This window comes from Cellvibrio sp. ARAG 10.3 (genome assembly GCF_051846955.1).
Classification (GTDB): Bacteria; Pseudomonadota; Gammaproteobacteria; order Pseudomonadales; family Cellvibrionaceae; genus Cellvibrio.
The window spans coordinates 37,090-59,566 of the sequence record NZ_JBPYCU010000021.1; the positions used below are offsets into that span (position 1 = coordinate 37,090).

Genomic DNA, 22,477 nt, shown 5'->3' on the forward strand with positions numbered 1-22,477 from the left:
GTGGGAAAAAGTGGTTAATAGTGGTTTTTTGTGGAATTCAAGTCCATCCAAGTGGTGAAAAGTGTTCACAGGTAGTCATTCCATCAGCATGGACCCGAAGGGTCGCATGGCGATACCGACGCGCATCCGCGAGGCGTTGGCGGAGTCCTGTGCTGGCCGTTTGGTGGTGACTGCACATACCCAGGACCGCTGTTTGCTGGTTTACCCCGAGCCCGAGTGGCTTGAGTTACTGCCACAGATCGAGGCTTTGCCCAGTTTCAATAAGGCGGCGCAGCGCGTTAAACGCATCATGATCGGTTACGCCACCTTGCTTGAGGTGGATGGTAACGGCCGCATCCTGGTGCCGCCTACGCTGCGCGAATACGCCAATCTCGATAAAAAGATGATGTTGGTCGGACAAGGTAAGAAATTGGAGTTGTGGAGCGAGGACAGTTGGGCTGCGCTCTTGAATGAGCCTGCCGACGATGAGCTGCCCGAAGAAATGCTGTCGCTTTCGCTGTAGGAGCCACCTGTGACTGAATCTGCCCATATCACGGTGCTTCTCAAAGAAGCCGTCGACGCATTGGTGACTGACCCGAACGGTTTTTATGTCGACGGTACTTTTGGGCGTGGCGGCCACAGCCAATTGATATTGCAAACCCTGTCGCCCCGGGGGCAATTGCTAGCCATTGATAAAGATCTTGCTGCTGTTGCCGTTGCGCGGAAGCGCTTTGAACAGGATGCGCGTTTTGAGATCGCCCATAGCTCATTTGCCGATCTGGCTGAACTGGTTGCAGCGCGCAATATGACCGGAAAAGTGACCGGGCTGCTGCTGGATCTGGGGGTGTCTTCCCCACAACTGGATGAAGCTGAACGTGGTTTCAGTTTCCAGGCGGACGGCCCATTGGATATGCGCATGGACCAGAGCCGCGGCCAGAGTGCGGCGGACTGGGTTAACAGCGCAGAAGAAAGTGAAATTGCCCAGGTATTGAAGGATTACGGTGAAGAGCGTTTTGCCAAACGCATGGCGCGCGCCATTGTCGCTGAACGGCAAAAGCAACCCATCACCACCACGGCACGTTTGGCAGAGATTGTAAAAGAAGCAAACCCGGCGTGGGAAAAAGGAAAACATCCCGCGACGCGCGCCTTCCAGGCGATTCGCATCAAGGTCAATGCGGAGCTGACCGATCTGGATGCGGTACTGGAACAGGCGTTAAACGTATTGGCAGTGGGCGGCAGATTGGTGGTGATCAGCTTCCACTCCCTGGAGGATCGTGTTGTGAAGCGTTTTATCCGTCGCCAGGAGCAAGGTGATCCATTGCCGCTCGGCGTGCCGGTACGCGATGAACAATTAAATAAACGCTTGCGCAGTTGTGGAAAAGCCATCCGCGCCAGCGATCTGGAGGTGAATGCGAACCTCCGTGCGCGAAGCGCCATCATGCGCGTCGCAGAAAAATTGCAGTAGCCGATCAGGCGTGGCAACACAGTAAAAACAACAAGACCCGATACCATTCAATAACCACCACAAGGCTGACATGAAACAAACCGCTCGCCATTCCGCCAAGCCCATCGCACCCGGTGCGCTGCTGGCGGCTGCGCTCTTATGGTTGGCGGTCATCGCGTCGGCACTGGCGGTTGTCGCCTCCACCCATCAGGTGCGCAAGCAAACCAACACTCTCGAAACCCTGCGTCGTGAAGCTGCCCAGTTGCAAGTGGAGTGGGGTCAATATTTATTGGAGCAAAGTACCTGGGCTTCCTACAGTCGTGTGGAAGCCATCGCAACCCAACAGTTGGACATGTTTCCCGCTACCGCAGAACGCATCGTGATGGTGAGTCATCATGAATAGTTCTGTGAATCCCCCTATTGCTGATACGAAAACCTTAAAAGTGGCGCGCTGGCGTTTTTACAGTGTTGCCCTGGTGATGACCGCTGCGACGTTGGCGTTGATCTGGCACGTGGCCAGCTTACAAGTGCTGCCCGACACCGATAAGGGGTATGAGTTTTTGCAAAACCAGGGGCAGTCGCGCACCTTGCGCACAGAATCTATTACTGCCTATCGCGGTGTGATTACGGATCGCAATGGCGAGCCGCTCGCGGTCAGTACGCCGGTGGCGTCGCTGTGGGCGAATCCCAAGGTATTGCTGCAAGCGCCGCAGCGTTGGGCGGAATTATCACAAGCCCTGGGCTGGAACAAAGCAGAATTGGAATCGCGGCTTGCGCGTTACAGCAGCCGTGAGTTCATGTATCTGCAACGCCATCTGCCGCCACAGGCGGCGGAAACCATTCTGGCCCTGGACATTCCCGGTGTTTACAGCCAGACCGAATACCGTCGTTACTACCCGGCGGGTGATGTGACCGCGCATCTGGTGGGTATGACCGATATCGATGATCGTGGCCAGGAGGGTATGGAGCTGGCTTACGACGCCTGGTTGTCGGGAGAAAACGGTGCGAAAGAAGTATTAAAAGATTTGCACGGCCGCACGGTCAAAGAATTGCAATTAATTAAAGCGGCGCGATCCGGGCAAGGCCTGACCCTGAGTATCGATTTGCGTCTGCAATACCTGGCGCATCGCGAGCTGAAAAATGCGGTAGAGCAAAGCGGTGCACTGGCCGGCTCTCTGGTTATTCTCGACGTGGTAACGGGTGAGGTATTGGCGATGGCCAACCAGCCGTCTTACAACCCGAATGATCGCAACAATGCCAAAGGTTCGGCGTTGCGTAATCGCGCGATTACCGATGTGTATGAACCGGGCTCCACCATGAAACCCATCGCGGTTATGGCGGCCCTGGAATCAGGAAAATTCAAACCCAATGACGTTATCAACACCAGCCCCGGTTATATCCAGGTGGGCAGTAAAACCCTGAAAGATTTGCATAACTATGGACCGCTGGATTTATCGATGGTGATTGCCAAATCCAGTCAGGTGGGGATGACCAAATTAGCCCTGGAACTGGAGCCACATATTATTCGTGATATGTACGCCCGCCTGGGAATCGGTCAGACCACGGGCACCGGTTTTCCCGGCGAAGGTTCCGGTTTGTTGCCGGCCCATGCGCGGTGGCGACCCATCCAGCGCGCGACCCTGGCTTACGGTTACGGTATGAATGTCACTGTGTTGCAGCTTGCCCAGGCATACAGCGTGATTGCCAGCGGCGGAGTCAAACGCCCGGTATCGTTATTGCGCGTTGATAACGAACCGGCCGCTGAACGTGTGGTGGCTGAACACTACACGCAGGACATCATCACCATGTTGAAGCGCGCGGCCACCGAAGGTACCGCGACCCGTGCGCGTGCGATTTCCTATACCGTTGCCGGCAAAACGGGAACGGTACATAAAGTCGGTGCTCACGGTTACGAAGAGAAGCGTTACATGTCGTCCTTCGCCGGTATGGCGCCAGCAGACAATCCGCGCATTGTGGCGGTTGTCGTGATTGATGAGCCGGATGCGACCCAGTATTTTGGCGGCCTTGTTGCTGCGCCGGTTTTTTCCAAGGTAGCGGAAGGTGCATTGCGCATGATGCAGATTCCACCACAACCGGTGGTGCCGCCAAACATGGCGGCGCAACCCAAAAAAGAAGAGCGGAAACCTCAGGGGAGGCCGGTGACGTGATGGCTCTGGAATCCCAATCATTCGCACTCACCCTTGCGCAGCTTTTGCCGGAGATGGATCTGGCAAAAGCTGCACCGCTTGTGGTGTCCGGGTTGACATTGGATACGCGGCAGCTAACCCAGGGCGATGTGTTTATCGCGCTCAGTGGTAAGCAATTTGATGGCCGTCATTTTATTGCGAGCGCCATTGAGCGCGGTGCCGTTGCGGTGTTGGTTGAGGCCGATAAAGAGTGGCAGGGGATTGACTGGCTTGGTCAGGTTCCGGTGATTGCGGTGGACAATCTGGCGCAACAGGTAAGTGCCATTGCCGGTCGTTTTTACGGCGAGCCGAGTGCGCATTTTCGCTTGGTCGGCATTACCGGCACCAACGGTAAAACTACCTGCAGTTTATTGTTAGGGCAATTGAGTGCGCTGCTGCAGGAACGCGCCGGCGTCGTGGGTACTGTCGGCTACGGCGTACTGGATGCAGCGGTATTGGCGCCTTTTGCCCAACAATTAAATGCCTTGACGGCGACGGGTTTAACCACGCCGGATGCCGTGCGTTTACAGCATATTCTTGCGCAATTGCGCGAACACGCTGTTGCTGCGGTGGCCATCGAAGTGTCATCGCACAGTTTGCAGCAAGGGCGCGTCGCCGGGCTACATTTCGAAACAGCCATCTTCACCAACTTGACGCAGGATCATCTGGATTACCACGGTGATCTTGTGAGCTACGGCAAAGCCAAACAACAACTGTTGCAAATGCCCGGCTTGCGTTATGCCATCGTCAATGCCGACGATAGCTGGGCCAAAAGCTTGTTGGAAAAAATGCCCTCCGGCGTGCAGCCCTACAGCTTTTCGCTGCGCGATACCGATGCCGATGTGTATGCCAAAGACATTGCGCTGACCGCAACGGGCGCCAGCGTAACCCTCGTTACACCGTGGGGAGCGGGCGAATTTCATAGTCATTTGATGGGTGCGTTTAATCTCAGCAATTTGTTGGCTGTGATTACGGCTGCCTGCGTCGGCGGTGCTGCCCTTGCTGACGTGCTCCTGGCGATTCCGCAATTGCAGCCAGCTCCCGGCCGTATGCAGGCGGTAACGCTCGAGCAGTCCCAACAAGACATCAATGTCATTGTTGATTACGCACACACCCCGGATGCACTGGAAAATACTTTGATGGCGATTCGTGAACATAATCCGGGGCGGGTCTGGACGGTGTTCGGTTGCGGCGGTGATCGCGACAGAAGCAAGCGCCCACTGATGGGCCGTATTGCAGAACGCCTGAGCGATTACGTCATCGTGACAAACGACAATCCGCGCACCGAAGATCCAGCGGTGATCGCCGCCGATATTCTGCGCGGCATGCACAACACGCACGGTTGTCTGGTGATTGCCGAGCGCGGCCAGGCCATTGATCTTGCCATCCAGCAAGCCAAGGCAGGTGACGTGGTGTTGATCGCTGGCAAAGGTCACGAGGATTATCAAATATTTGCTACCCAAACCTTGCCGTTCAGTGATGTGAAACAAGCACGTCTTGCGTTACAACGTCGCATTGCCCGGCGCGATGCTGATACGGAGATACAGTCATGATGGCTCCCCTGACCTTAACGCAGATGGCTCACCTGATGCGTACGTCTCTGGGTGCAATGCTGCACAACGGTGATGTCAGTTTTTCCCGCGTCACCACCGACACCCGTCAGCTGCAAGCGGGTGACCTGTTTGTTGCGCTGCGCGGGGAGCGTTTTGACGCACACGATTTTTTAGCCGATGCAGCGGCCAAAGGTGTATGTGGCCTGGTGGTAGAAAAATTCGATCCCGCCGTTGCGCTGCCGCAATTGGTAGTCAGCAATACCATGCTGGCATTGGGGCAAATTGCAGCAGCTAATCGTGCCGCGTTTACCGGGCCGTTGGTTGCAATCACTGGCAGCAGCGGTAAAACCACGGTGAAAACCATGCTGACCAGCATCCTGCGCGAATGCGGAGAAGTATTGGCAACCCAGGGTAACCTGAACAATCACATTGGGGTGCCATTGACGTTATTGCAACTGGAACCCAAGCACGAGTACGCCGTTATCGAGATGGGTGCCAGTGGCCTCGGTGAGATCGCTTATTTATGTTCGCTAGCGTCACCGTCCATTGCCATGGTTAACAATGTTATGCCGGCCCACATTGCAGGCTTCGGCTCCATTGATAACGTTGCCATTGCCAAAGGCGAAATTTACCAGGGCTTGATTGCCAATGGAGCGGCAATTGTGAATCTGGATGATCGCTACGCCGCGCAATGGTTGGCACAACTGACTGACAAAAATACGATCAAGGTGTCGCTCCAGAGTGAATCTGCTGATTGCTTTGCCCGCGACATTCATATCACAGCCGACGGCGTGACCTTTACGCTAGTTATTCGGCAGGACGCCATGTCAGTGCAACTTAATGCCTTGGGCGAGCACAGCATCCGCAATGCCTTGATGGCTGCCGCCTGTGCCTGGGCGGCCGGTGCCAACATTCAACAAATTCGTAATGGCTTGCAAAAGTTCACCCCGGTCGTTGGCCGCATGACTCGCCAGGCTGGACTCAAGGGCATGCAAGTCATTGATGACAGTTACAACGCAAATCCGGGGTCAGTGCGCGCAGCGATAGATGTACTGGCTGCGCAAGAGGGAACTCGTGTGCTGGTGCTAGGTGATATGGCGGAGCTGGGCGGTGACGCTGAGCAATTGCATGCCGATCTCGGTGCTTACGCGCGCGCGCGCGGCATCAATAAGTTGCTGACGGTGGGAGTGTTAAGCCGACGGGCCAGTGAGGCATTTGCCCGTGACGGTGCGGCAGCGGATGCGCAACATTTTGAAGACCAACAAACGCTGATTTATGCCCTGGCGTCAATGGCAAACAAAAAAATGACTGTGCTGATCAAAGGCTCTCGCAGTGCCAAGACAGATTTAATCGTGCGCGCCTTGTGCGATTCATCAACTTCCACCGGAGAACCACACTGATGCTGTATTGGCTCGCAGAATACTTACAAGAATATGTGCGCAGTTTTGCAGTGTTTCAATACCTTACCCTGCGCGCGATCCTGGGGGTGCTGACCGCCTTGGGTATTTCGTTGTTGCTCGGCCCCTGGGTAATTAAACGATTGAATGCCATGCGTATCGGACAAGCCGTGCGCACTGATGGCCCGCAGTCGCATTTGAGTAAGTCCGGCACCCCGACGATGGGCGGTGCTTTGATCCTGACGGCGATTTTTATCAGTGCGTTGCTGTGGTCGGATTTAAGTAATCGGTATGTGTGGGTGGTCATCATCGTCACCGCTATCTTCGGTGCCGTGGGTTGGGTAGATGATTATCGCAAAGTCGCCAAACGTGACAGCCGTGGATTACCCGCGCGGTGGAAATATCTATGGCAATCCATTGCCGGTTTTGGTGCAGCAGTCTTTTTGTTCTACACCGCCACCAGTCCGGTTGAAACACAATTGTTTATTCCGTTTTTCAAGAACGTCGCCATTGATCTGGGATTGTTTTACATCGTGTTGACCTACTTTGTGATTGTGGGCTCAAGCAATGCGGTGAACCTGACCGATGGCCTCGACGGTCTGGCTATCATGCCCACGGTTATGGTGGCGGCGGCGCTGGGTGTGATCGCGTATCTGGCGGGTAACGTCAAATTTGCGCAATACCTGCAAATTGCCTATGTGGCTGGTGCGGGTGAACTGGTGGTGTTCTGTTGCGCATTGGTCGGCGCGGGTTTGGGATTTCTGTGGTTCAACACCTATCCCGCACAGGTGTTTATGGGTGATGTGGGCGCACTGGCATTAGGCGCTGCCTTGGGTGTGATTGCGGTGGTCATTCGTCACGAGATTGTGCTGTTCATTATGGGCGGCATCTTTGTACTGGAAACGGTCTCGGTCATTTTGCAGGTGGCGTCATTCAAATTGACCGGTCGCCGCATCTTTCGAATGGCACCTATCCACCACCACTTTGAATTAAAAGGCTGGCCTGAGCCGCGCGTTATTGTTCGTTTCTGGATCATCACCGTGATCCTGGTGTTGATCGGTCTGGCGACCTTAAAACTGCGTTAATGAAAGTAGGTTTACAAGAGAATTTACTGTGACTCAAATGATTGCCACAAGCAAAGTCAAAGCCATCATCGGCACCGGTGTGACCGGACTGTCGGTGGCTCGCTTTTTGGCCAGGCAAGGGCAGGCATTTGTATTGTTGGATACGCGCGCGCAACCACCGAATCTGGCGCAGATTAAAAAAGAGTTTCCGCAGGTTCTGGTTGAGACCGGCGAATTGAAAACGGAAACCTTACTGCTTGCGGATGAAATTATTACCAGCCCTGGCGTTGCGGTGGCGACACCGGCAATTGCCGAAGCCAGGGCCGCAGGCATACCGGTGGTGGGTGATATTGAATTGTTTGTGCGTTACGCGCGCGCGCCCATTGTGGCGATTACCGGCTCCAATGCCAAAAGCACGGTGACTACCTTGGTCGGTGAGATGGCCGCTCAAGCCGGACTGAAAGTTGCTGTGGGCGGCAACCTGGGTACGCCAGCGCTGGATTTGTTAAATGATGATATTGAGTTGTATGTAATGGAACTCTCCAGTTTTCAACTGGAAACCGTGACCAAACTCAATGCCAAAGTGGCCACAATTTTAAACATCAGCGCAGATCATCTGGACCGTTATCCCAACATGCAGGCTTACCATGCTGCGAAATTGCGCGTGTATTTTGGTGCGCAAAACATTGTGGTTAACCGCAACGATGTTTTGACGCATCCACCGCTGGCAAGCGGTGTAAAGCCGATCACCTTTGGTGGCGGTGCAGAGTTCAATAACTTCGGGATTATTCAGGAACAAGGCGAAGATTTCCTGGCATGGCAATTCCAGCCGTTGATGCCCGCAAGCCAATTGAAAATCCGCGGCAAGCACAATGTGGACAACGCACTCGCCGCACTTGCATTGGGGCATGCAGCGGGTTTGCCGTTACCGGCCATGCTTGAAGCATTGAAACATTTTTCCGGTTTGCCTCACCGGTGTGAATGGGTTGCCGCGATCAAGGGCGTGGAGTTTTTTAACGATTCCAAGGGCACTAACATCGGCGCAACGGTAGCCGCCATTAAAGGTCTCGCCCGTCCGCCAGCGAAACTGGTGTTGATTGCCGGTGGGGAGGGTAAAGGCGCGGATTTTACCGAGCTGTCTCCGGCCATTGATGATCAGGTTCGTGCGGTTGTATTGATTGGTCGCGATGCGCCACAGATAGCCGCCGCCATTGAAGGAAAATTCAAGGTGACCTTTGCGACCAGCATGATGGATGCTGTGAGCAAAGCCTATGAGCAAGCACATGCGGGTGACGCTGTGTTGCTGTCACCTGCCTGTGCAAGCTTCGATATGTTTAAAAATTATATGGATCGCGGCCAACAGTTCTGCGCAGCAGTGCGGGAGTTGACGCCATGATGACCACCACCCGCACCGACCTGCCATTTAATCAGCGTGTTGACTGGACGCTGTTGAGTTTGTGGCTGGTGTTGATGTCCATCGGGCTGGTGATGGTTGCATCGGCTTCCGTAGCATTCGCGGCAGCCAATTATGGTGATGCCTGGTATTTCGCCAAACGTCACGGTGTGTATATGGTCATGGGTGCCACCCTTGCCATGGTGGTTGTGAGTATTCCGATGAGCGTCTGGCAGCGTTATGCCGGCTACTTTTTATTATTCACGTTGTTATTGCTGGTGATTGTGTTGATTCCCGGTGTCGGTAAAAAAGTGAACGGCAGCCAACGTTGGTTAAGCCTGGGCATTATTTCTGTGCAGGTATCGGAGATCGCCAAATTCTGCGCCGTCGTTTTTTTTGCCAGCTTTTTTGCACGGCGCTACCACGAACTGCATTTTGGTTGGCAGGGTTTTTTGAAGCCATTGCTGGTGGTGGGATTGTTTGTCGTGCTGCTTTTGCTCGAACCGGATTTTGGTAGTTCGGTGGTGTTGAGCGCGACGGTGTTTGCCATGATGTTTATTGCCGGCGTACGTATGTGGCATTTTCTGTTGTTGATTGGTCTGGGTGTTGCGAGCCTGGGAGCCGTGGCCGTGTTCTCGCCTTACCGTATGCAACGGTTGATTACCTTTTTGGATCCTTGGGCAGACCAGTTTAATACGGGATATCAGCTAACCCAGTCGCTGATTGGTTTTGGGCGCGGTGAATGGTTCGGTTTGGGATTGGGCAATAGTTTGCAGAAATTATTCTTCCTGCCGGAAGCGCATACCGATTTTATCTTCGCCATCATCGCCGAGGAATTCGGATTGGTCGGCGCAACGGTCATTATTGGATTGTTTGTGGCCTTGATCCTGAGGGTTTTCACCATTGCAAAAAATAACCTGGCCGTAGGGAAAGCTTTCGCTGCCTTTGCTGCGTTCGGCGTGGCGATTCTGTTTTCATTCCAGGTATTTATCAATGTCGGTGTTGCTTCAGGCTTATTGCCGACCAAAGGATTAACCCTGCCATTTATCAGTTACGGCGGCAGTAGTTTGCTTGTCAGTTGCGTGTTGCTGGCATTTGTCATGCGTATTGAGTGGGAAGTGCGTGGCGTCAGTTCGATTTATATTCCGCCGGCACGTCCCCTGCGCGCTGCGGTTCGCCCACCACCGATAATGCCGGAGGCGGTATGACGAACGCGCAATCGCTCAAGGTAATGATTATGGCCGGCGGTACTGGCGGGCATGTTTTTCCCGCGCTGGCGGTTGCCGATGTATTGCGGCAAGCCGGAGCCCAGTTGATGTGGCTCGGTACAGGGCGCGGCATAGAAAACCGTTTGGTGCCGGCGGCAAATATTCCGCTGCATTTGATTCGTGTAGAAGGTGTGCGCGGGCGTGGATTATCCGGATTAATCAAGGCGCCGTTTTTGGTGGGTTATGCCATTGCTCAAGCCATCGGTATCTTGCGGCGTGAACAACCTGATGTGGTGGTGGGCTTCGGTGGTTTTGCATCGGGGCCGGGTGGTGTTGCTGCGCGTGTATTAGGAAAACCGCTGGTTATCCACGAGCAGAATGCCATTGCCGGTACCACCAATCGTGTGCTTTCGCGGATTGCAACGCGTGTGCTGTCTGCTTTTAATGGCGCTTTTGCACAGGCGCAAGTGGTCGGCAATCCAGTGCGCACCGCGATTGCCGCGCTACCGGCACCGGCAGTCCGCTATGGCGAACGTCGTGCACAGAAAGCAAAGCTGCATGTGTTGGTGTTGGGTGGCAGTCTGGGTGCGAAAGCCATCAATGAATTGGTGCCGCAAGCGCTGGCGCAATTACCGGCGGAATCTCGTCCGGATGTGTGGCATCAAGCTGGAAAAGATCATGCGCAAATTACGGCGGCGCTGTACGAACAACAGCAAGTCACCGCGAAGGTAGATGCTTTTATTGATGATATGGCTGCTGCGTATGGTTGGGCGGATGTGATCGTTTGTCGTGCGGGTGCGTTGACCGTTTCTGAACTGATGGCGGCGGGTGTTGCGGCTATTTTAATTCCCTTGCCGTCAGCGATTGATGATCACCAAACCCATAACGCGGCGATCTTGAGTCGTGCGGGTGCAGGCATATCGGTGGCCCAGCGCGAACTGACGCCAGCGAAATTGGCCGCGCTCTTGATGATGCACATCAATGAAACGGAACAAAGTATGAACATGGCTGAGAAAGCGCGCCTGCTTGCGTTGCCCAATGCAGCAGAGACGGTCGCGAATATATGTGTGGAGGTGGCGCGTGGATAAAGCCATAGAACATTACGAAGTACCCGAGATGCGTCGTATCCGTCGCATTCATTTTATTGGTATTGGCGGCGCGGGTATGAGCGGTATTGCCGAAGTTCTGTTGAACCAGGGCTATGAAATTTCCGGCTCGGATATCAAAGAATCCAGCGTGACGCAACGGCTGGTCAACAAAGGCGCGCAGGTGTTTATCGGCCACAGTGCGAGCAACATTGCCGGCGCTGATGTGGTGGTGAATTCAAGTGCAGTAGCCGCCAATAATCCTGAAATGATTGGCGCACGTGAATTGCGTATTCCTATCGTCCGTCGCGCCGAGATGCTCGGTGAATTGATGCGCTATCGCCACGGTATTGCCGTGGCGGGCACGCACGGTAAAACCACGACCACCAGTTTGATGGCCTCAATTTTGGCCGCTGCGAAGCAGGACCCGACATTTATTATCGGTGGTTTGGTAAACAGTACCGGCACTAACGCGCAGTTGGGTGGCAGCCGATATTTGGTCGCGGAAGCCGATGAAAGCGATGCGTCGTTTTTGCATCTGCAACCTATGGTTGCCATCGTGACCAATATCGATGCAGATCATATGGATACCTACGGCGGAGACTTTTCAAAGCTGAAGAAAACCTTCGTCGAATTTTTACATAACTTGCCGTTCTACGGTCTGGCCGTGTTGTGTGGTGAAGATCCGGTGATTCGCGACATCATTCCGGAAATCGCCCGTCCGATCCTGACATATGGTTTTGATGAGCATTGTGATTTCCGGGCGATCAACATCCAGCAAAATAAGATGCAGTCCGAATTTGATGTACTGCGCCCCGGCCATGAACAACCTTTGCATATTCGCTTGAACATTCCCGGCATTCACAATGTGTTGAATGCGACAGCGGTCATCGCTGTCGCTACCGATGAAGGCATCAGTGATGAAGCCATTCAGCAGGGATTGGAAAATTTCCAGGGTGTCGGCCGCCGCTTTCAGGTTTACGGCAATTTCCCCATCGGCAACGGCGATGCCATGTTGGTGGACGACTATGGCCACCATCCGCGCGAAGTGGCCGCGATTATAAAAGCCGTGCGTGACGGTTGGCCCGACCGGCGATTGGTTATGGTGTATCAACCACACCGTTACACGCGCACAAGAGATTTGTACGAAGACTTTGTTGAGGTGTTATCCACGGTGGATGCCCTGGTCATGCTTGAAGTTTACAGCGCGGGGGAAGAACCGATTCCCGGCGCGGATAGCCGTCACCTGTGCCGCAGTATTCGGGCGCGCGGCGTCATCGAACCTATCTTTGTTGAAACCGTTGAAGGTGTTCCGGCCATCATCAAAGACCTGGTTAAAGCGGGCGATATCGTGATTACCCAAGGTGCTGGCAATGTGGGTGTATTGTCCCCCGAATTGGCCAAGCGCAACTTGCAGTAGAGGTTAACAAAAATGCAACCCATACATTTGCCGATTGATGACGCATTAAAAAGCCGATTAGGTCGTGTAGGCGTTTTATTCGGTGGTCAATCAGCAGAACGCGACATTTCTTTACAAAGCGGCACGGCTGTTATCAATGCATTGAAAGAAGCGGGTATTGATCCGGTGGTGATTGATGTCGGTGAAAATGCAATCAGTGATATTCAGGCAGCAAAGCTGGATCGCGCGTTTATTGCCTTGCATGGTCCCGGCGGTGAGGATGGAAGGATTCAGGCGGTATTGGAATATTTAAATATTCCTTATACCGGCAGCGACGTGCAGTCATCCGCGCTGGCCATGGATAAATTACGGAGCAAACAATTATGGCGCGGCGTTGGTTTGCCCACACCGGACTTTACCGTGCTGCAGGCGGATGCCGACTGGACTGCCATATTGGAAAACCTGGGTGGCGAAGTCATGGTCAAACCCGCCCACGAAGGGTCGAGTATTGGTATGTCGCGGGTGCAATCAGCGGCAGAACTGCAAGCAGCTTACGCGAATGCGGCGCAATACGACGGCAGTGTATTGGTGGAGCGATTGATTGTCGGCGGAGAATACACCGTGGCCATTCTGGATGGTAAAGCCTTGCCACCGATCAAACTGGAAACTGACCACCGCTTTTATGATTTTGATGCGAAATACCTTGCAGAAGATACACGCTACCTTTGTCCCTGTGGGCTGAATGAAACCAAAGAAAAAGAGCTGCGTGAGTTAGCCTTGAATGCCTTCAATGCACTCGGCTGCCGCGGGTGGGGACGGGTAGATGTTATGGCTGATGCTGCGCTGAATTTTTATTTGCTGGAAGTGAACACCGTACCCGGCATGACCAGTCACAGCCTGGTGCCCATGGCTGCAAAGGCAGAAGGTTTATCTTTTGCACAATTGGTCATGGCTGTATTACTGGCCAGCTTGTAACTCCGTATGAACGACAGCAATGTCAGCGGCAGGCGGCGCAGTAAACGGGCAGAGGAAATAAATACCAAGGTTCCCAGTTACGGCGGCACACGCCTGGGGGACACGAATGAAAGCCATGCGGGACGCTGGTTGCGACGTTTGTTGGGGCTGTTGTTGATACTCGGTGCGCTGGCCTTAGCGCTTTACTTTGTCGCTGAGCCCGTTGCCGAGTTGATTGATCGGCCCTTGGCGAGCGTGATGGTGGAGGGTGATTTTCGTTACATCAGCAAAGAGCGGGCGATGGAATTAATCAGCGCCGAGATCAATGAAGATTTCTTGCAGCTGGATTTAATGCGCATGAAGACGGCGCTGGAAAGTGAGCCCTGGATTGAACATGCCGCACTGGCGCGGCGTTGGCCCGATGCGTTGGAAGTGCGCATCACCGAACAACAGCCGATTGCGCGCTGGGGAACAGAAGGTTTTCTGAATCAGCGTGGCGAATTGGTTCGGGTTGGAAATATTGATGCATTGGAAGATTTACCCCTGTTGCAAGGTAATGCCGCCGATGCTGGCAAGATTATGCAGCAATACCAGGACCTGTCGCAGTTGTTGCGTTCGCGCGGGCTGGAAGTGATTGAACTGAAATGCGACAACAAAAAATCCTGGCGCTTGATGTTGAAAGGTAATGTGGAAGTGGCCATTGGCCGCGATCAGGTAATGGAAAAGATGCGTCGTTTTATAACGGTCTACGATCAGCATCTGAACGAAGTCTGGCAGGACGTTATCGCCATCGATGTGCGTTATACGAACGGTGTTGCGGTGCAATGGTCAGCGGATTCAGAAGCAAAAAAAAATTACATTAAATCGATGTGATCATTCAAAGGCTGGAATGATTTAAAAAGAGGTTACGCCAATGGCAAATGCTGGTGACAACAAAATGATTGTTGGCCTGGATATAGGTACATCCAAGGTGGTGGCGCTTGTGGGAGCCATCACGCCCGAAGGACGCCTGGAAATTGTCGGGATCGGATCGCATCGCTCCAACGGTTTAAAAAAGGGCGTAGTGGTAAATATTGAATCCACAGTGCTGTCGATCCAGCGCGCCATTGAAGAAGCCGAGCTGATGGCAGGCTGCCAGATCCACTCGGTATACGCAGGTATCGCGGGTAGCCACATTCGCAGCCTGAATTCCCACGGTATCGTGGCAATCAAGGATCGCGAAGTGTTTCCGCAGGATCTGGATCGTGTGATTGATGCTGCCCAGGCGGTCGCCATTCCGGCGGATCAGAAAATTCTGCACATCCTGCCGCAGGAATTTTTAATCGACGATCAGGATGGTGTGAAAGAGCCCCTGGGTATGTCTGGCGTACGCCTGGAAGCGAAAGTACACCTGGTTACCTGTGCTGTAAACGCCGCGCAGAATATTGAAAAGTGTATTCGTCGCTGCGGTTTGGAAGTTGAAGATATTATTTTGGAACAATTAGCTTCCAGTTATGCCGTACTGACAGACGATGAAAAAGAACTGGGTGTGTGCGTGGTAGATATCGGTGGTGGTACTACTGACATTGCCATCTTTAAAGATGGTGCAATTCGTCATACCGGCGTGATTCCTATTGCCGGCGATCAGGTAACTAATGATATCGCTATGGCGCTGCGCACACCGACGCCCAATGCAGAAGAAATTAAAATTAAATATGCCTGCGCGCTGGCAAAGTTAACCAGCCCGGATGAAACGATCAAAGTGCCCAGTGTGGGGGATCGTCAACCGCGCGATCTGTCTCGTCAGGCGTTGGCCGAAGTTGTTGAGCCGCGTTACGACGAATTGTTTACGCTGGTGCAATCAGAATTGCGGCGCAGCGGTTATGAAGACTTGATTGCCGCCGGCATTGTATTGACCGGTGGAACATCAAAGATGGAAGGCGTTATCGAGTTGGCAGAAGAAATTTTTCATATGCCGGTTCGCATTGGCGCACCACACGCGATCCGCGGTTTGACCGACATCGTGAATAACCCGATTTATTCCACCGGTGTCGGTTTGTTGATGTATGCAATGAAGCAACAACAGGAGGGCAGGGGAGCTGCGCATCATTCGAGGGAACAGCAGGGTTCGATATTCAATCGGCTCAAGAAATTATTTCAAAGCAATTTTTAAACGTACTCACAGTTTATTTTTTAACAGACACGTTCAAGGGAAAAAAGGGGTATTACTATGTTTGAATTAGTCGATAGCATTCAACAAAGTGCAGTTATCAAAGTTATCGGTGTCGGTGGCGGTGGCGGTAATGCCGTCAAGCACATGATTGCCAATAACGTCGATGGTGTGGAATTTATTTGCGCCAACACCGACGCGCAAGCGCTAAAAGATATTGATGCGCGCACGGTGTTGCAATTGGGTAACTCCATGACCAAAGGGTTGGGTGCCGGTGCCAACCCGGAAGTCGGCCGTCAGGCGGCACTGGAAGATCGTGAGCGCATTGCCGAAGTGCTGCGCGGTGCGGACATGGTCTTTATCGCTGCCGGTATGGGTGGTGGTACCGGTACCGGTGGTGCACCGGTAGTGGCCGAAGTTGCCCGTGACCTGGGAATTCTCACGGTTGCTGTGGTTACCAAACCGTTTCCTTTTGAAGGCCGCAAACGTATGGCAATTGCAGAAGCGGGTATCCGTGAGCTGCAAGATCGCGTGGATTCATTAATTACAATCCCCAACGAAAAATTGTTGGCGGTACTGGGTAAATCCACCAGCCTGCTCGATGCGTTTAAAGCGGCTAACAATGTATTGCTCGGCGCTGTACAAGGTATCGCTGACCTGATTATTCGCCCCGGTATGATCAACGTCGACTTTGCAGACGTTCGCACTGTGATGTCCGAGATGGGTATGGCAATGATGGGTACTGGCCGTGCAACTGGCGAAAATCGTGCGCGTGAAGCAGCCGAAGCAGCCATTCGCAGTCCACTGCTGGAAGACGTCAATCTGCAAGGTGCGCGCGGCATCCTTGTGAACATCACGGCAGGTATCGATTTATCCCTCGGCGAATACTCTGAAGTGGGTAACACCATTGAGGAATTTGCATCGGCTGATGCAACCGTCGTGGTGGGTACCGTTATTGATCCGGAGATGAGCAACGAACTTCGCGTTACTGTTGTGGCGACTGGTTTGGGTGCTACCGCCGCGGCCGCCGCTAAAGAAAGCAAGCCGGCGCCGACAAAGGTCATCGTGGATAATACCCGCCGCTCCAATGGTCAAATTGATTACAGTGCCCTGGATCGTCCGGCTCACTTGCGTGCCAACAGCCATACCTCCGCGGCCGTTGCGCCGATGGCGGAAAAGGATCTTGAATATCTTGATATTCCGGCGTTCCTGCGTCGTCAGGCAGATTGATCAAGTAATCATGAGCGTCGTGCGCCGCGTGGCGGCCGATTAGGAAACGACTTGAAAATTGCCGGCACCGACACCACAACTCGTCAATGAACGTGTCCGGGTTGGTGGTGTGGTGTGCGCGAACAGGCGTAGCGCAAAGTTGTCTTTCAACGGGCTTCAGCGAACAAGGAGGCGACGTCTGCTGAAGATTGATTTTTCCTATAAGCCGCTTAGCTGGCGACTGCTGGCATATATTGGTAACATGACTTGCTTTTTTGAACGGGAATACTTTTGGTTAGACTGCGGGACATCAATAAGGATATCGCGGGTATGGCAGCAAAAAATACACGCTGCGTACACGCCAAAGTCACCTTGGGTACACTTGCTAATCTAGCTAACAGGTAGGGCTAATACAAAGCAATGATCAGACAACGAACACTTAAGAATGCCATTCGCGCGACCGGCGTTGGTTTACACACGGGCCAAAAAATCTATTTGACCCTGCTGCCCGCTCCCGTGGATGCCGGAATTCTGTTTCGCCGCGTGGATCTCGATCCCGTAGTGGAAATTGAAGCTAAAGCAGAAAATGTCGGCGATACAACCTTATCGACGACCCTGATGAATGGCGATGTTCGGGTGTCGACCGTTGAGCATTTGCTCTCTGCTATGGCCGGTTTGGGAATAGATAACGCTATTGTCGAAGTCAGTGCACCCGAAGTACCTATTATGGATGGCAGTGCCGGACCCTTTGTGTTTCTGATTCAGTCCGCTGGTATTCAGGAGCAGCCTGCTCCGAAAAAATTCATTCGCATCAAGAAAGCCGTCACAGTGCAAGATGGCGACAAAGTCGCGAGTTTCCTGCCATTTGAAGGCTTTAAAGTCTCCTTCTCTATTGATTTTGATCACCCGGTTTTTCAAGGTCGTACGCTGGAAACCTCGGTGGATTTTTCGAGCACATCATTCGTAAAAGAAGTCAGTCGCGCCCGTACCTTCGGGTTTATGCACGAGATTGAATACCTGCGCTCAAAAGGCCTGGCCAAGGGCGGCAGTATCGATAACGCTATCGTGGTAGATGATTACCGCATCCTGAATGAGGATGGTTTGCGTTATGAAGATGAATTTGTAAAACATAAAGTCCTGGATGCGATCGGCGACTTGTATCTATTGGGAAATAGCCTGATCGGTGAGTTCAAAGCCCATAAGTCGGGCCATGGTCTGAATAACAGGTCCCTGCGCCAATTAATTGCCCAGAAAGACGCCTGGGAAGTTGTCACTTTTGAAGATGAGGACGCCGCGCCCATCTCCTACATGAAGCCTCTATTGGCCATCTAAGCCTTGTCTGCTCTTAATTTCAACGACATTGATCCTCAATGTCGTTGAAATTTTCTATTGATCATTGCCTTTCTTCTGTGCCATATTTCGACCTCGCCGCCAAGAATGGCGGATGATTTTTCGGAAAGTGGTGCTAATTTTGCTTATAAATCCGTGTTATCACGGACGACAAAGTGATTGCTTATAATAAAAAAGTTCTTTTCTTAGTTCTTTAAATTATAAAAGATCGTTAACAAGGCAATATTGGTCTAAACAAGAATCTTAAAATGCCTACTATTACTAATAAATGGTCCGGGCAAATCAGATAACATCCGCTGCATGAAAATTATTATTCTCAACAAGCATCATGGCCAATCGCGAAGCATCTCCATTGCGGGATGGACGCGTGCGTTGCTGTCTGTCTGCCTGTTGGGTATGCCCGGCGTCCTTTGCGCCATCGGCTATCAGTGGCTTGAAACCCAGGAAAACGGCGATTTTTTCAGTACCGAAACCCGTCAAGCCCTTGAAGATGAACTGATTGCTCAAAAAGAGCACCTGGAAAAAACCCGTCAGGAAGCCGAGGCCCAGTTATCGGCTCTGACGATGAAAATCGCTGAAATGCAGGCGCGTTTGGTTCGTCTGGATGCTTTGGGCGAGCGACTGACCACGGTTGCAAAGCTGGAAGAAGGCGAGTTTGACTTCAGCCAACCTCCCGCCATCGGTGGCCCGGAAACCGCAGCAGTCACCCAGGCCCAATCTACACCTGAGTTGATTCGCATCATTGATCAGCTCTCCAATCAAATTGAAAATCGCGAACAGCAACTGGAAACGCTTGATGCTTTGCTGGCCAAGCGCAAGATTCAGGAAGACATCTTTATTGCCGGACGCCCGGTACAGAAAGGGTGGATGGCGTCCCGCTTTGGGCGCAGGACAGACCCCTTTACTGGTAACGTAGCCTTCCACGCTGGCGTTGATTTTGCGGCTCGCGAAGGAACGGATGTTATCTCTGTTGCCGCTGGCGTTGTCACTGTCGCCGGTCGCCATCCTGAATACGGCAATATGGTTGAAATCAACCATGGTAATGGTTACGCCACTCGTTATGCCCACAACAAAAGCAATCTTGTGAAGGTGGGCGATGTTGTTAAAAAAGGCCAAATCATCGCTTTAGTTGGTTCTACTGGCCGCTCTACCGGTCCTCACGTTCATTTTGAAGTCTACAAGCACGGTCGCCCTGTCGATCCTGCCACTTACATTCATCGCGCCAGCCGATAATTCTCTTCTCCCTGCTTGCTTTAACAAGCACCTTTCTGTTTACTTGCCAGCCTTGCTGTCAGGTTCATTTTAATTCAGATCTGCATTCTTATAAGTTACGGTATATCAAATGATTGGTTTTATAGCTAAAGCTTTATTCGGTTCAAAAAATGATCGCGAACTCAAGCGCATGAGCAAGGTTGTGACGCGAATTAATGCCCTTGAACCGGACATGGAAAAATTGACCGACGAACAGTTACGGGCAAAAACTGACGAATATCGTCAGCGCCACCAGCAGGGAGAGACGCTTGATCAGCTCTTGCCTGAGGCTTTCGCTACGGTGCGTGAGGCGAGCCGCCGGGTTTTGTCTATGCGTCATTTTGATGTGCAGTTAATTGGCGGCATGGCACTGCATGAAGGATGTATTGCCGAAATGCGTACTGGTGAAGGTAAAACGTTGGTAGCCACACTGCCCAGTTATTTGCATGCCTTGACCGGCAAGGGTGTACACGTCGTGACCGTGAACGATTATCTGGCCAGCCGCGACGCGGCGTGGATGCGGCCGGTTTATGAATTTCTCGGTATGAAAGTAGGCGTTATCCAGTCAATGCAGCCATCGGCATTAAAACGTGAGGCCTACGCCGCCGATATTACTTACGGTACCAACAACGAATACGGCTTTGACTACTTGCGCGATAACATGGCGCTGAGCAAAGCGGATAAAGTTCAGCGGCCTCTGTATTTTGCCATCGTGGATGAAGTTGACTCGATCCTGATCGACGAAGCACGCACGCCCCTGGTGATTTCCGGGGCTGCTGAAAACAGTTCTGAGTTGTACAAACGAATGAACCAATTAGTCGGCAGACTGAAACCGCAAAAAGAAGAAGGCGGTGAAGGCGATTATTCTGTCGATGAGAAAACCCGTCAGGTGGAACTCACCGAAAGTGGACATCAACATGTAGAAGATTTGTTGATTGAAGCAAAATTATTGCAACCGGATCAAAATCTTTATGCGGCCAATAATCTTGCTCTGTTACATCATGTGAATTCAGCCTTGCGCGCTCATGCATTATTCCACCGTGATGTTGAATATATTGTGCAGGAAAACCAGGTTGTCCTGATCGATGAACATACTGGCCGGACCATGCAAGGACGTCGTTTATCGGAAGGTCTGCATCAGGCCCTTGAGGCGAAAGAGGGCGTACCCATCCAGAGCGAAAGTCAAACGCTTGCATCAACCACCTTCCAGAATTACTTCCGTTTGTATCCAATTCTTGCGGGCATGACCGGTACAGCGGATACCGAAGCCTATGAGTTCCGCGAAATTTATCGTCTTGATGTCGTGGTCATTCCCACCAACAAGACAGTGCAACGTGTTGACCTGAACGATCTGGTTTTTCTGTCGGTAGAAGAAAAATACGATGCAATTGTTGAGGATATTAAAACCTACCAGGAAAAAAATGCACCGATTCTGGTGGGTACTGCATCTATCGAAACCTCGGAAGAAATGTCGCGCCGCTTGAATAAAGCGGGCATCAAGCACCAGGTGCTCAATGCGAAATTCCACGCGCAGGAAGCAGAAATTATTGCCCAGGCGGGCCGCCCTGGAGCCGTGACCATTGCGACCAACATGGCCGGTCGTGGTACGGATATTGTGCTGGGTGGTAAGTGGGAGGCAGAAGTTGCCGCATTGGAAAACCCGACTGATATTCAAATTGCAGCTATTAAAGCTGATTGGCAGAAGCGCCACGAAATAGTGATTGCGGCGGGCGGCCTGCATATCATTGGTACCGAGCGACACGAATCCCGTCGTATTGATAACCAGTTGCGCGGTCGTGCGGGCCGTCAGGGTGACCCGGGCTTAACGCGTTTTTATCTGTCACTTGAAGATAATTTGATGCGCATCTTTGCGTCAGATCGCGTGCGTGGATTTATGCAGGCATTGGGCATGAACAAGGGCGAGGCTATTGAGCACCGTATGGTGAACAACGCCATTGAAAAAGCCCAGCGTAAAGTTGAAGGCCGCAACTTTGATATTCGTAAGCAGTTGCTTGAATTTGATGACGTTGCCAATGAACAGCGGCAAATTATTTATCATCAGCGTAACCAGCTGCTGGATGCCGACACTATTCGTGACACGGTTAATACTGTTCGCGGAGACGTGGTCGATGACATGATCAGCCATTTTATTCCACCGATGAGCATTGAAGATCAGTGGAATGTTCCCGGCCTGGAAAAGCAGATTGAAACAGATTTTGGTTTGCAATTACCCATTGCCAAATGGCTTGACGAAGACAATCGCCTGCACGAAGAAAAACTGCGCGAAAAAATCCTCGCTGAAATCCAGGCAGGCTACGATGCAAAATGCGAACGCATCGGCAGCATTATGGTTGAGATTGAAAAGCAGGTGATGTTGCAAGTATTGGACAACGCCTGGAAAGAGCATCTGGCCAACATGGACCACCTGCGTCAAGGGATTAACCTGCGTTCATATGCGCAAAAGAATCCGAAGCAGGAATATAAGCGTGAAGCGTTTGAGCTCTTCCAGCAATTACTGGAAACCGTAAAGCGCGAGACTATCCACCTGCTTGCACGTGTTGAGCCGATTACGCGTGAGCAAATGGAAGCGATGGAAAAACAGCGTCGCGAAGCATTAGAACGGCAGAAAATGTTGCTGCAACATGAACAGGTTTCTGCCATGGGCGAAGAGCAACAGCCTGAGCGTGATCATCAACAACCTGAGCCGTTTGTACGCCAGGGGCGCAAGGTTGGCCGTAACGATCCGTGCCCATGTGGTTCGGGTAAAAAATACAAACAGTGTCATGGGCAATTGGAGTAGGGCGCTGAGGTTTATGTAACCGGAGCATGTCCTTTAGAAAAAGTATCGTCGCAATA

Annotated in this window: 18 protein-coding genes; all 18 read left to right on the forward strand. The window is 52.4% G+C overall.

All coding sequences use genetic code 11. The features are described from left to right. Positions 1 to 61: 61 nt before the first annotated feature. The 18 genes from mraZ (at position 62) to secA (ending at position 22,421) form a co-directional block, all read left to right on the forward strand. Positions 62 to 502: a division/cell wall cluster transcriptional repressor MraZ gene (gene mraZ / locus ACSV5M_RS19245; RefSeq protein WP_087466432.1), complete on the forward strand. Its 441-nt coding sequence runs from the start codon at positions 62 to 64 to the stop codon at positions 500 to 502. Between the two features lie 9 nt (positions 503 to 511). Then, entirely contained in the window at positions 512 to 1,444 is a 933-nt protein-coding gene (rsmH, locus tag ACSV5M_RS19250; RefSeq protein ID WP_439178232.1) for a 16S rRNA (cytosine(1402)-N(4))-methyltransferase RsmH, read from the forward strand. Positions 1,445 to 1,514: 70 nt separating this feature from the next. After that, positions 1,515 to 1,826 (forward strand): cell division protein FtsL, encoded by a 312-nt coding sequence (gene ftsL / locus ACSV5M_RS19255; protein WP_439178234.1) that lies wholly within the window; start codon positions 1,515 to 1,517, stop codon positions 1,824 to 1,826. Beyond that, entirely contained in the window at positions 1,819 to 3,591 is a 1,773-nt protein-coding gene (locus tag ACSV5M_RS19260; RefSeq protein WP_439178235.1) for a peptidoglycan D,D-transpeptidase FtsI family protein, read from the forward strand. The genes ftsL and ACSV5M_RS19260 overlap by 8 nt, the downstream gene beginning before the upstream one ends. After that, positions 3,591 to 5,162, forward strand: a complete 1,572-nt coding sequence (locus ACSV5M_RS19265; protein WP_439178237.1) for a UDP-N-acetylmuramoyl-L-alanyl-D-glutamate--2,6-diaminopimelate ligase — start codon at positions 3,591 to 3,593, stop codon at positions 5,160 to 5,162. Before ACSV5M_RS19260 ends, ACSV5M_RS19265 begins: the two co-directional genes overlap by 1 nt. After that, on the forward strand, positions 5,159 to 6,562 hold the full coding sequence (locus tag ACSV5M_RS19270; RefSeq protein ID WP_439178238.1) for a UDP-N-acetylmuramoyl-tripeptide--D-alanyl-D-alanine ligase: 1,404 nt from the start codon (positions 5,159 to 5,161) through the stop codon (positions 6,560 to 6,562). Before ACSV5M_RS19265 ends, ACSV5M_RS19270 begins: the two co-directional genes overlap by 4 nt. Next, on the forward strand, positions 6,562 to 7,644 hold the full coding sequence (gene mraY / locus ACSV5M_RS19275) for a phospho-N-acetylmuramoyl-pentapeptide-transferase (protein ID WP_439178241.1): 1,083 nt from the start codon (positions 6,562 to 6,564) through the stop codon (positions 7,642 to 7,644). Before ACSV5M_RS19270 ends, mraY begins: the two co-directional genes overlap by 1 nt. A gap of 37 nt (positions 7,645 to 7,681) precedes the next feature. Further along, positions 7,682 to 9,019 carry a UDP-N-acetylmuramoyl-L-alanine--D-glutamate ligase gene (gene murD, locus ACSV5M_RS19280; protein WP_439178285.1) on the forward strand — a complete coding sequence of 446 codons (1,338 nt, stop codon included), beginning with the start codon at positions 7,682 to 7,684 and terminating at the stop codon, positions 9,017 to 9,019. Further along, complete coding sequence (gene ftsW, locus ACSV5M_RS19285) at positions 9,016 to 10,224, forward strand: putative lipid II flippase FtsW (RefSeq protein ID WP_439178242.1); 1,209 nt, start codon at positions 9,016 to 9,018, stop codon at positions 10,222 to 10,224. Before murD ends, ftsW begins: the two co-directional genes overlap by 4 nt. After that, positions 10,221 to 11,312 (forward strand): undecaprenyldiphospho-muramoylpentapeptide beta-N-acetylglucosaminyltransferase, encoded by a 1,092-nt coding sequence (murG, locus tag ACSV5M_RS19290; protein WP_439178243.1) that lies wholly within the window; start codon positions 10,221 to 10,223, stop codon positions 11,310 to 11,312. Before ftsW ends, murG begins: the two co-directional genes overlap by 4 nt. 28 nt (positions 11,313 to 11,340) lie before the next feature. Next, on the forward strand, positions 11,341 to 12,729 hold the full coding sequence (gene murC / locus ACSV5M_RS19295; protein ID WP_439178286.1) for a UDP-N-acetylmuramate--L-alanine ligase: 1,389 nt from the start codon (positions 11,341 to 11,343) through the stop codon (positions 12,727 to 12,729). A 12-nt stretch (positions 12,730 to 12,741) separates the two neighbouring features. Beyond that, positions 12,742 to 13,683 (forward strand): D-alanine--D-alanine ligase, encoded by a 942-nt coding sequence (locus tag ACSV5M_RS19300; protein WP_439178244.1) that lies wholly within the window; start codon positions 12,742 to 12,744, stop codon positions 13,681 to 13,683. A 6-nt stretch (positions 13,684 to 13,689) separates the two neighbouring features. After that, positions 13,690 to 14,535: a cell division protein FtsQ/DivIB gene (locus ACSV5M_RS19305; protein WP_439178245.1), complete on the forward strand. Its 846-nt coding sequence runs from the start codon at positions 13,690 to 13,692 to the stop codon at positions 14,533 to 14,535. A gap of 40 nt (positions 14,536 to 14,575) precedes the next feature. Then, entirely contained in the window at positions 14,576 to 15,814 is a 1,239-nt protein-coding gene (gene ftsA / locus ACSV5M_RS19310) for a cell division protein FtsA (protein ID WP_439178247.1), read from the forward strand. A 57-nt stretch (positions 15,815 to 15,871) separates the two neighbouring features. Continuing rightward, positions 15,872 to 17,041 carry a cell division protein FtsZ gene (gene ftsZ, locus ACSV5M_RS19315; protein WP_439178248.1) on the forward strand — a complete coding sequence of 390 codons (1,170 nt, stop codon included), beginning with the start codon at positions 15,872 to 15,874 and terminating at the stop codon, positions 17,039 to 17,041. Between the two features lie 399 nt (positions 17,042 to 17,440). Beyond that, positions 17,441 to 18,352, forward strand: coding sequence for a UDP-3-O-acyl-N-acetylglucosamine deacetylase (gene lpxC, locus ACSV5M_RS19320; RefSeq protein WP_439178250.1), 912 nt, complete (start codon positions 17,441 to 17,443; stop codon positions 18,350 to 18,352). A gap of 318 nt (positions 18,353 to 18,670) precedes the next feature. Then, positions 18,671 to 19,603: a peptidoglycan DD-metalloendopeptidase family protein gene (locus tag ACSV5M_RS19325; protein WP_439178252.1), complete on the forward strand. Its 933-nt coding sequence runs from the start codon at positions 18,671 to 18,673 to the stop codon at positions 19,601 to 19,603. Between the two features lie 109 nt (positions 19,604 to 19,712). After that, complete coding sequence (gene secA, locus ACSV5M_RS19330) at positions 19,713 to 22,421, forward strand: preprotein translocase subunit SecA (protein ID WP_439178253.1); 2,709 nt, start codon at positions 19,713 to 19,715, stop codon at positions 22,419 to 22,421. The last annotated feature ends 56 nt before the right edge of the window (positions 22,422 to 22,477 follow it).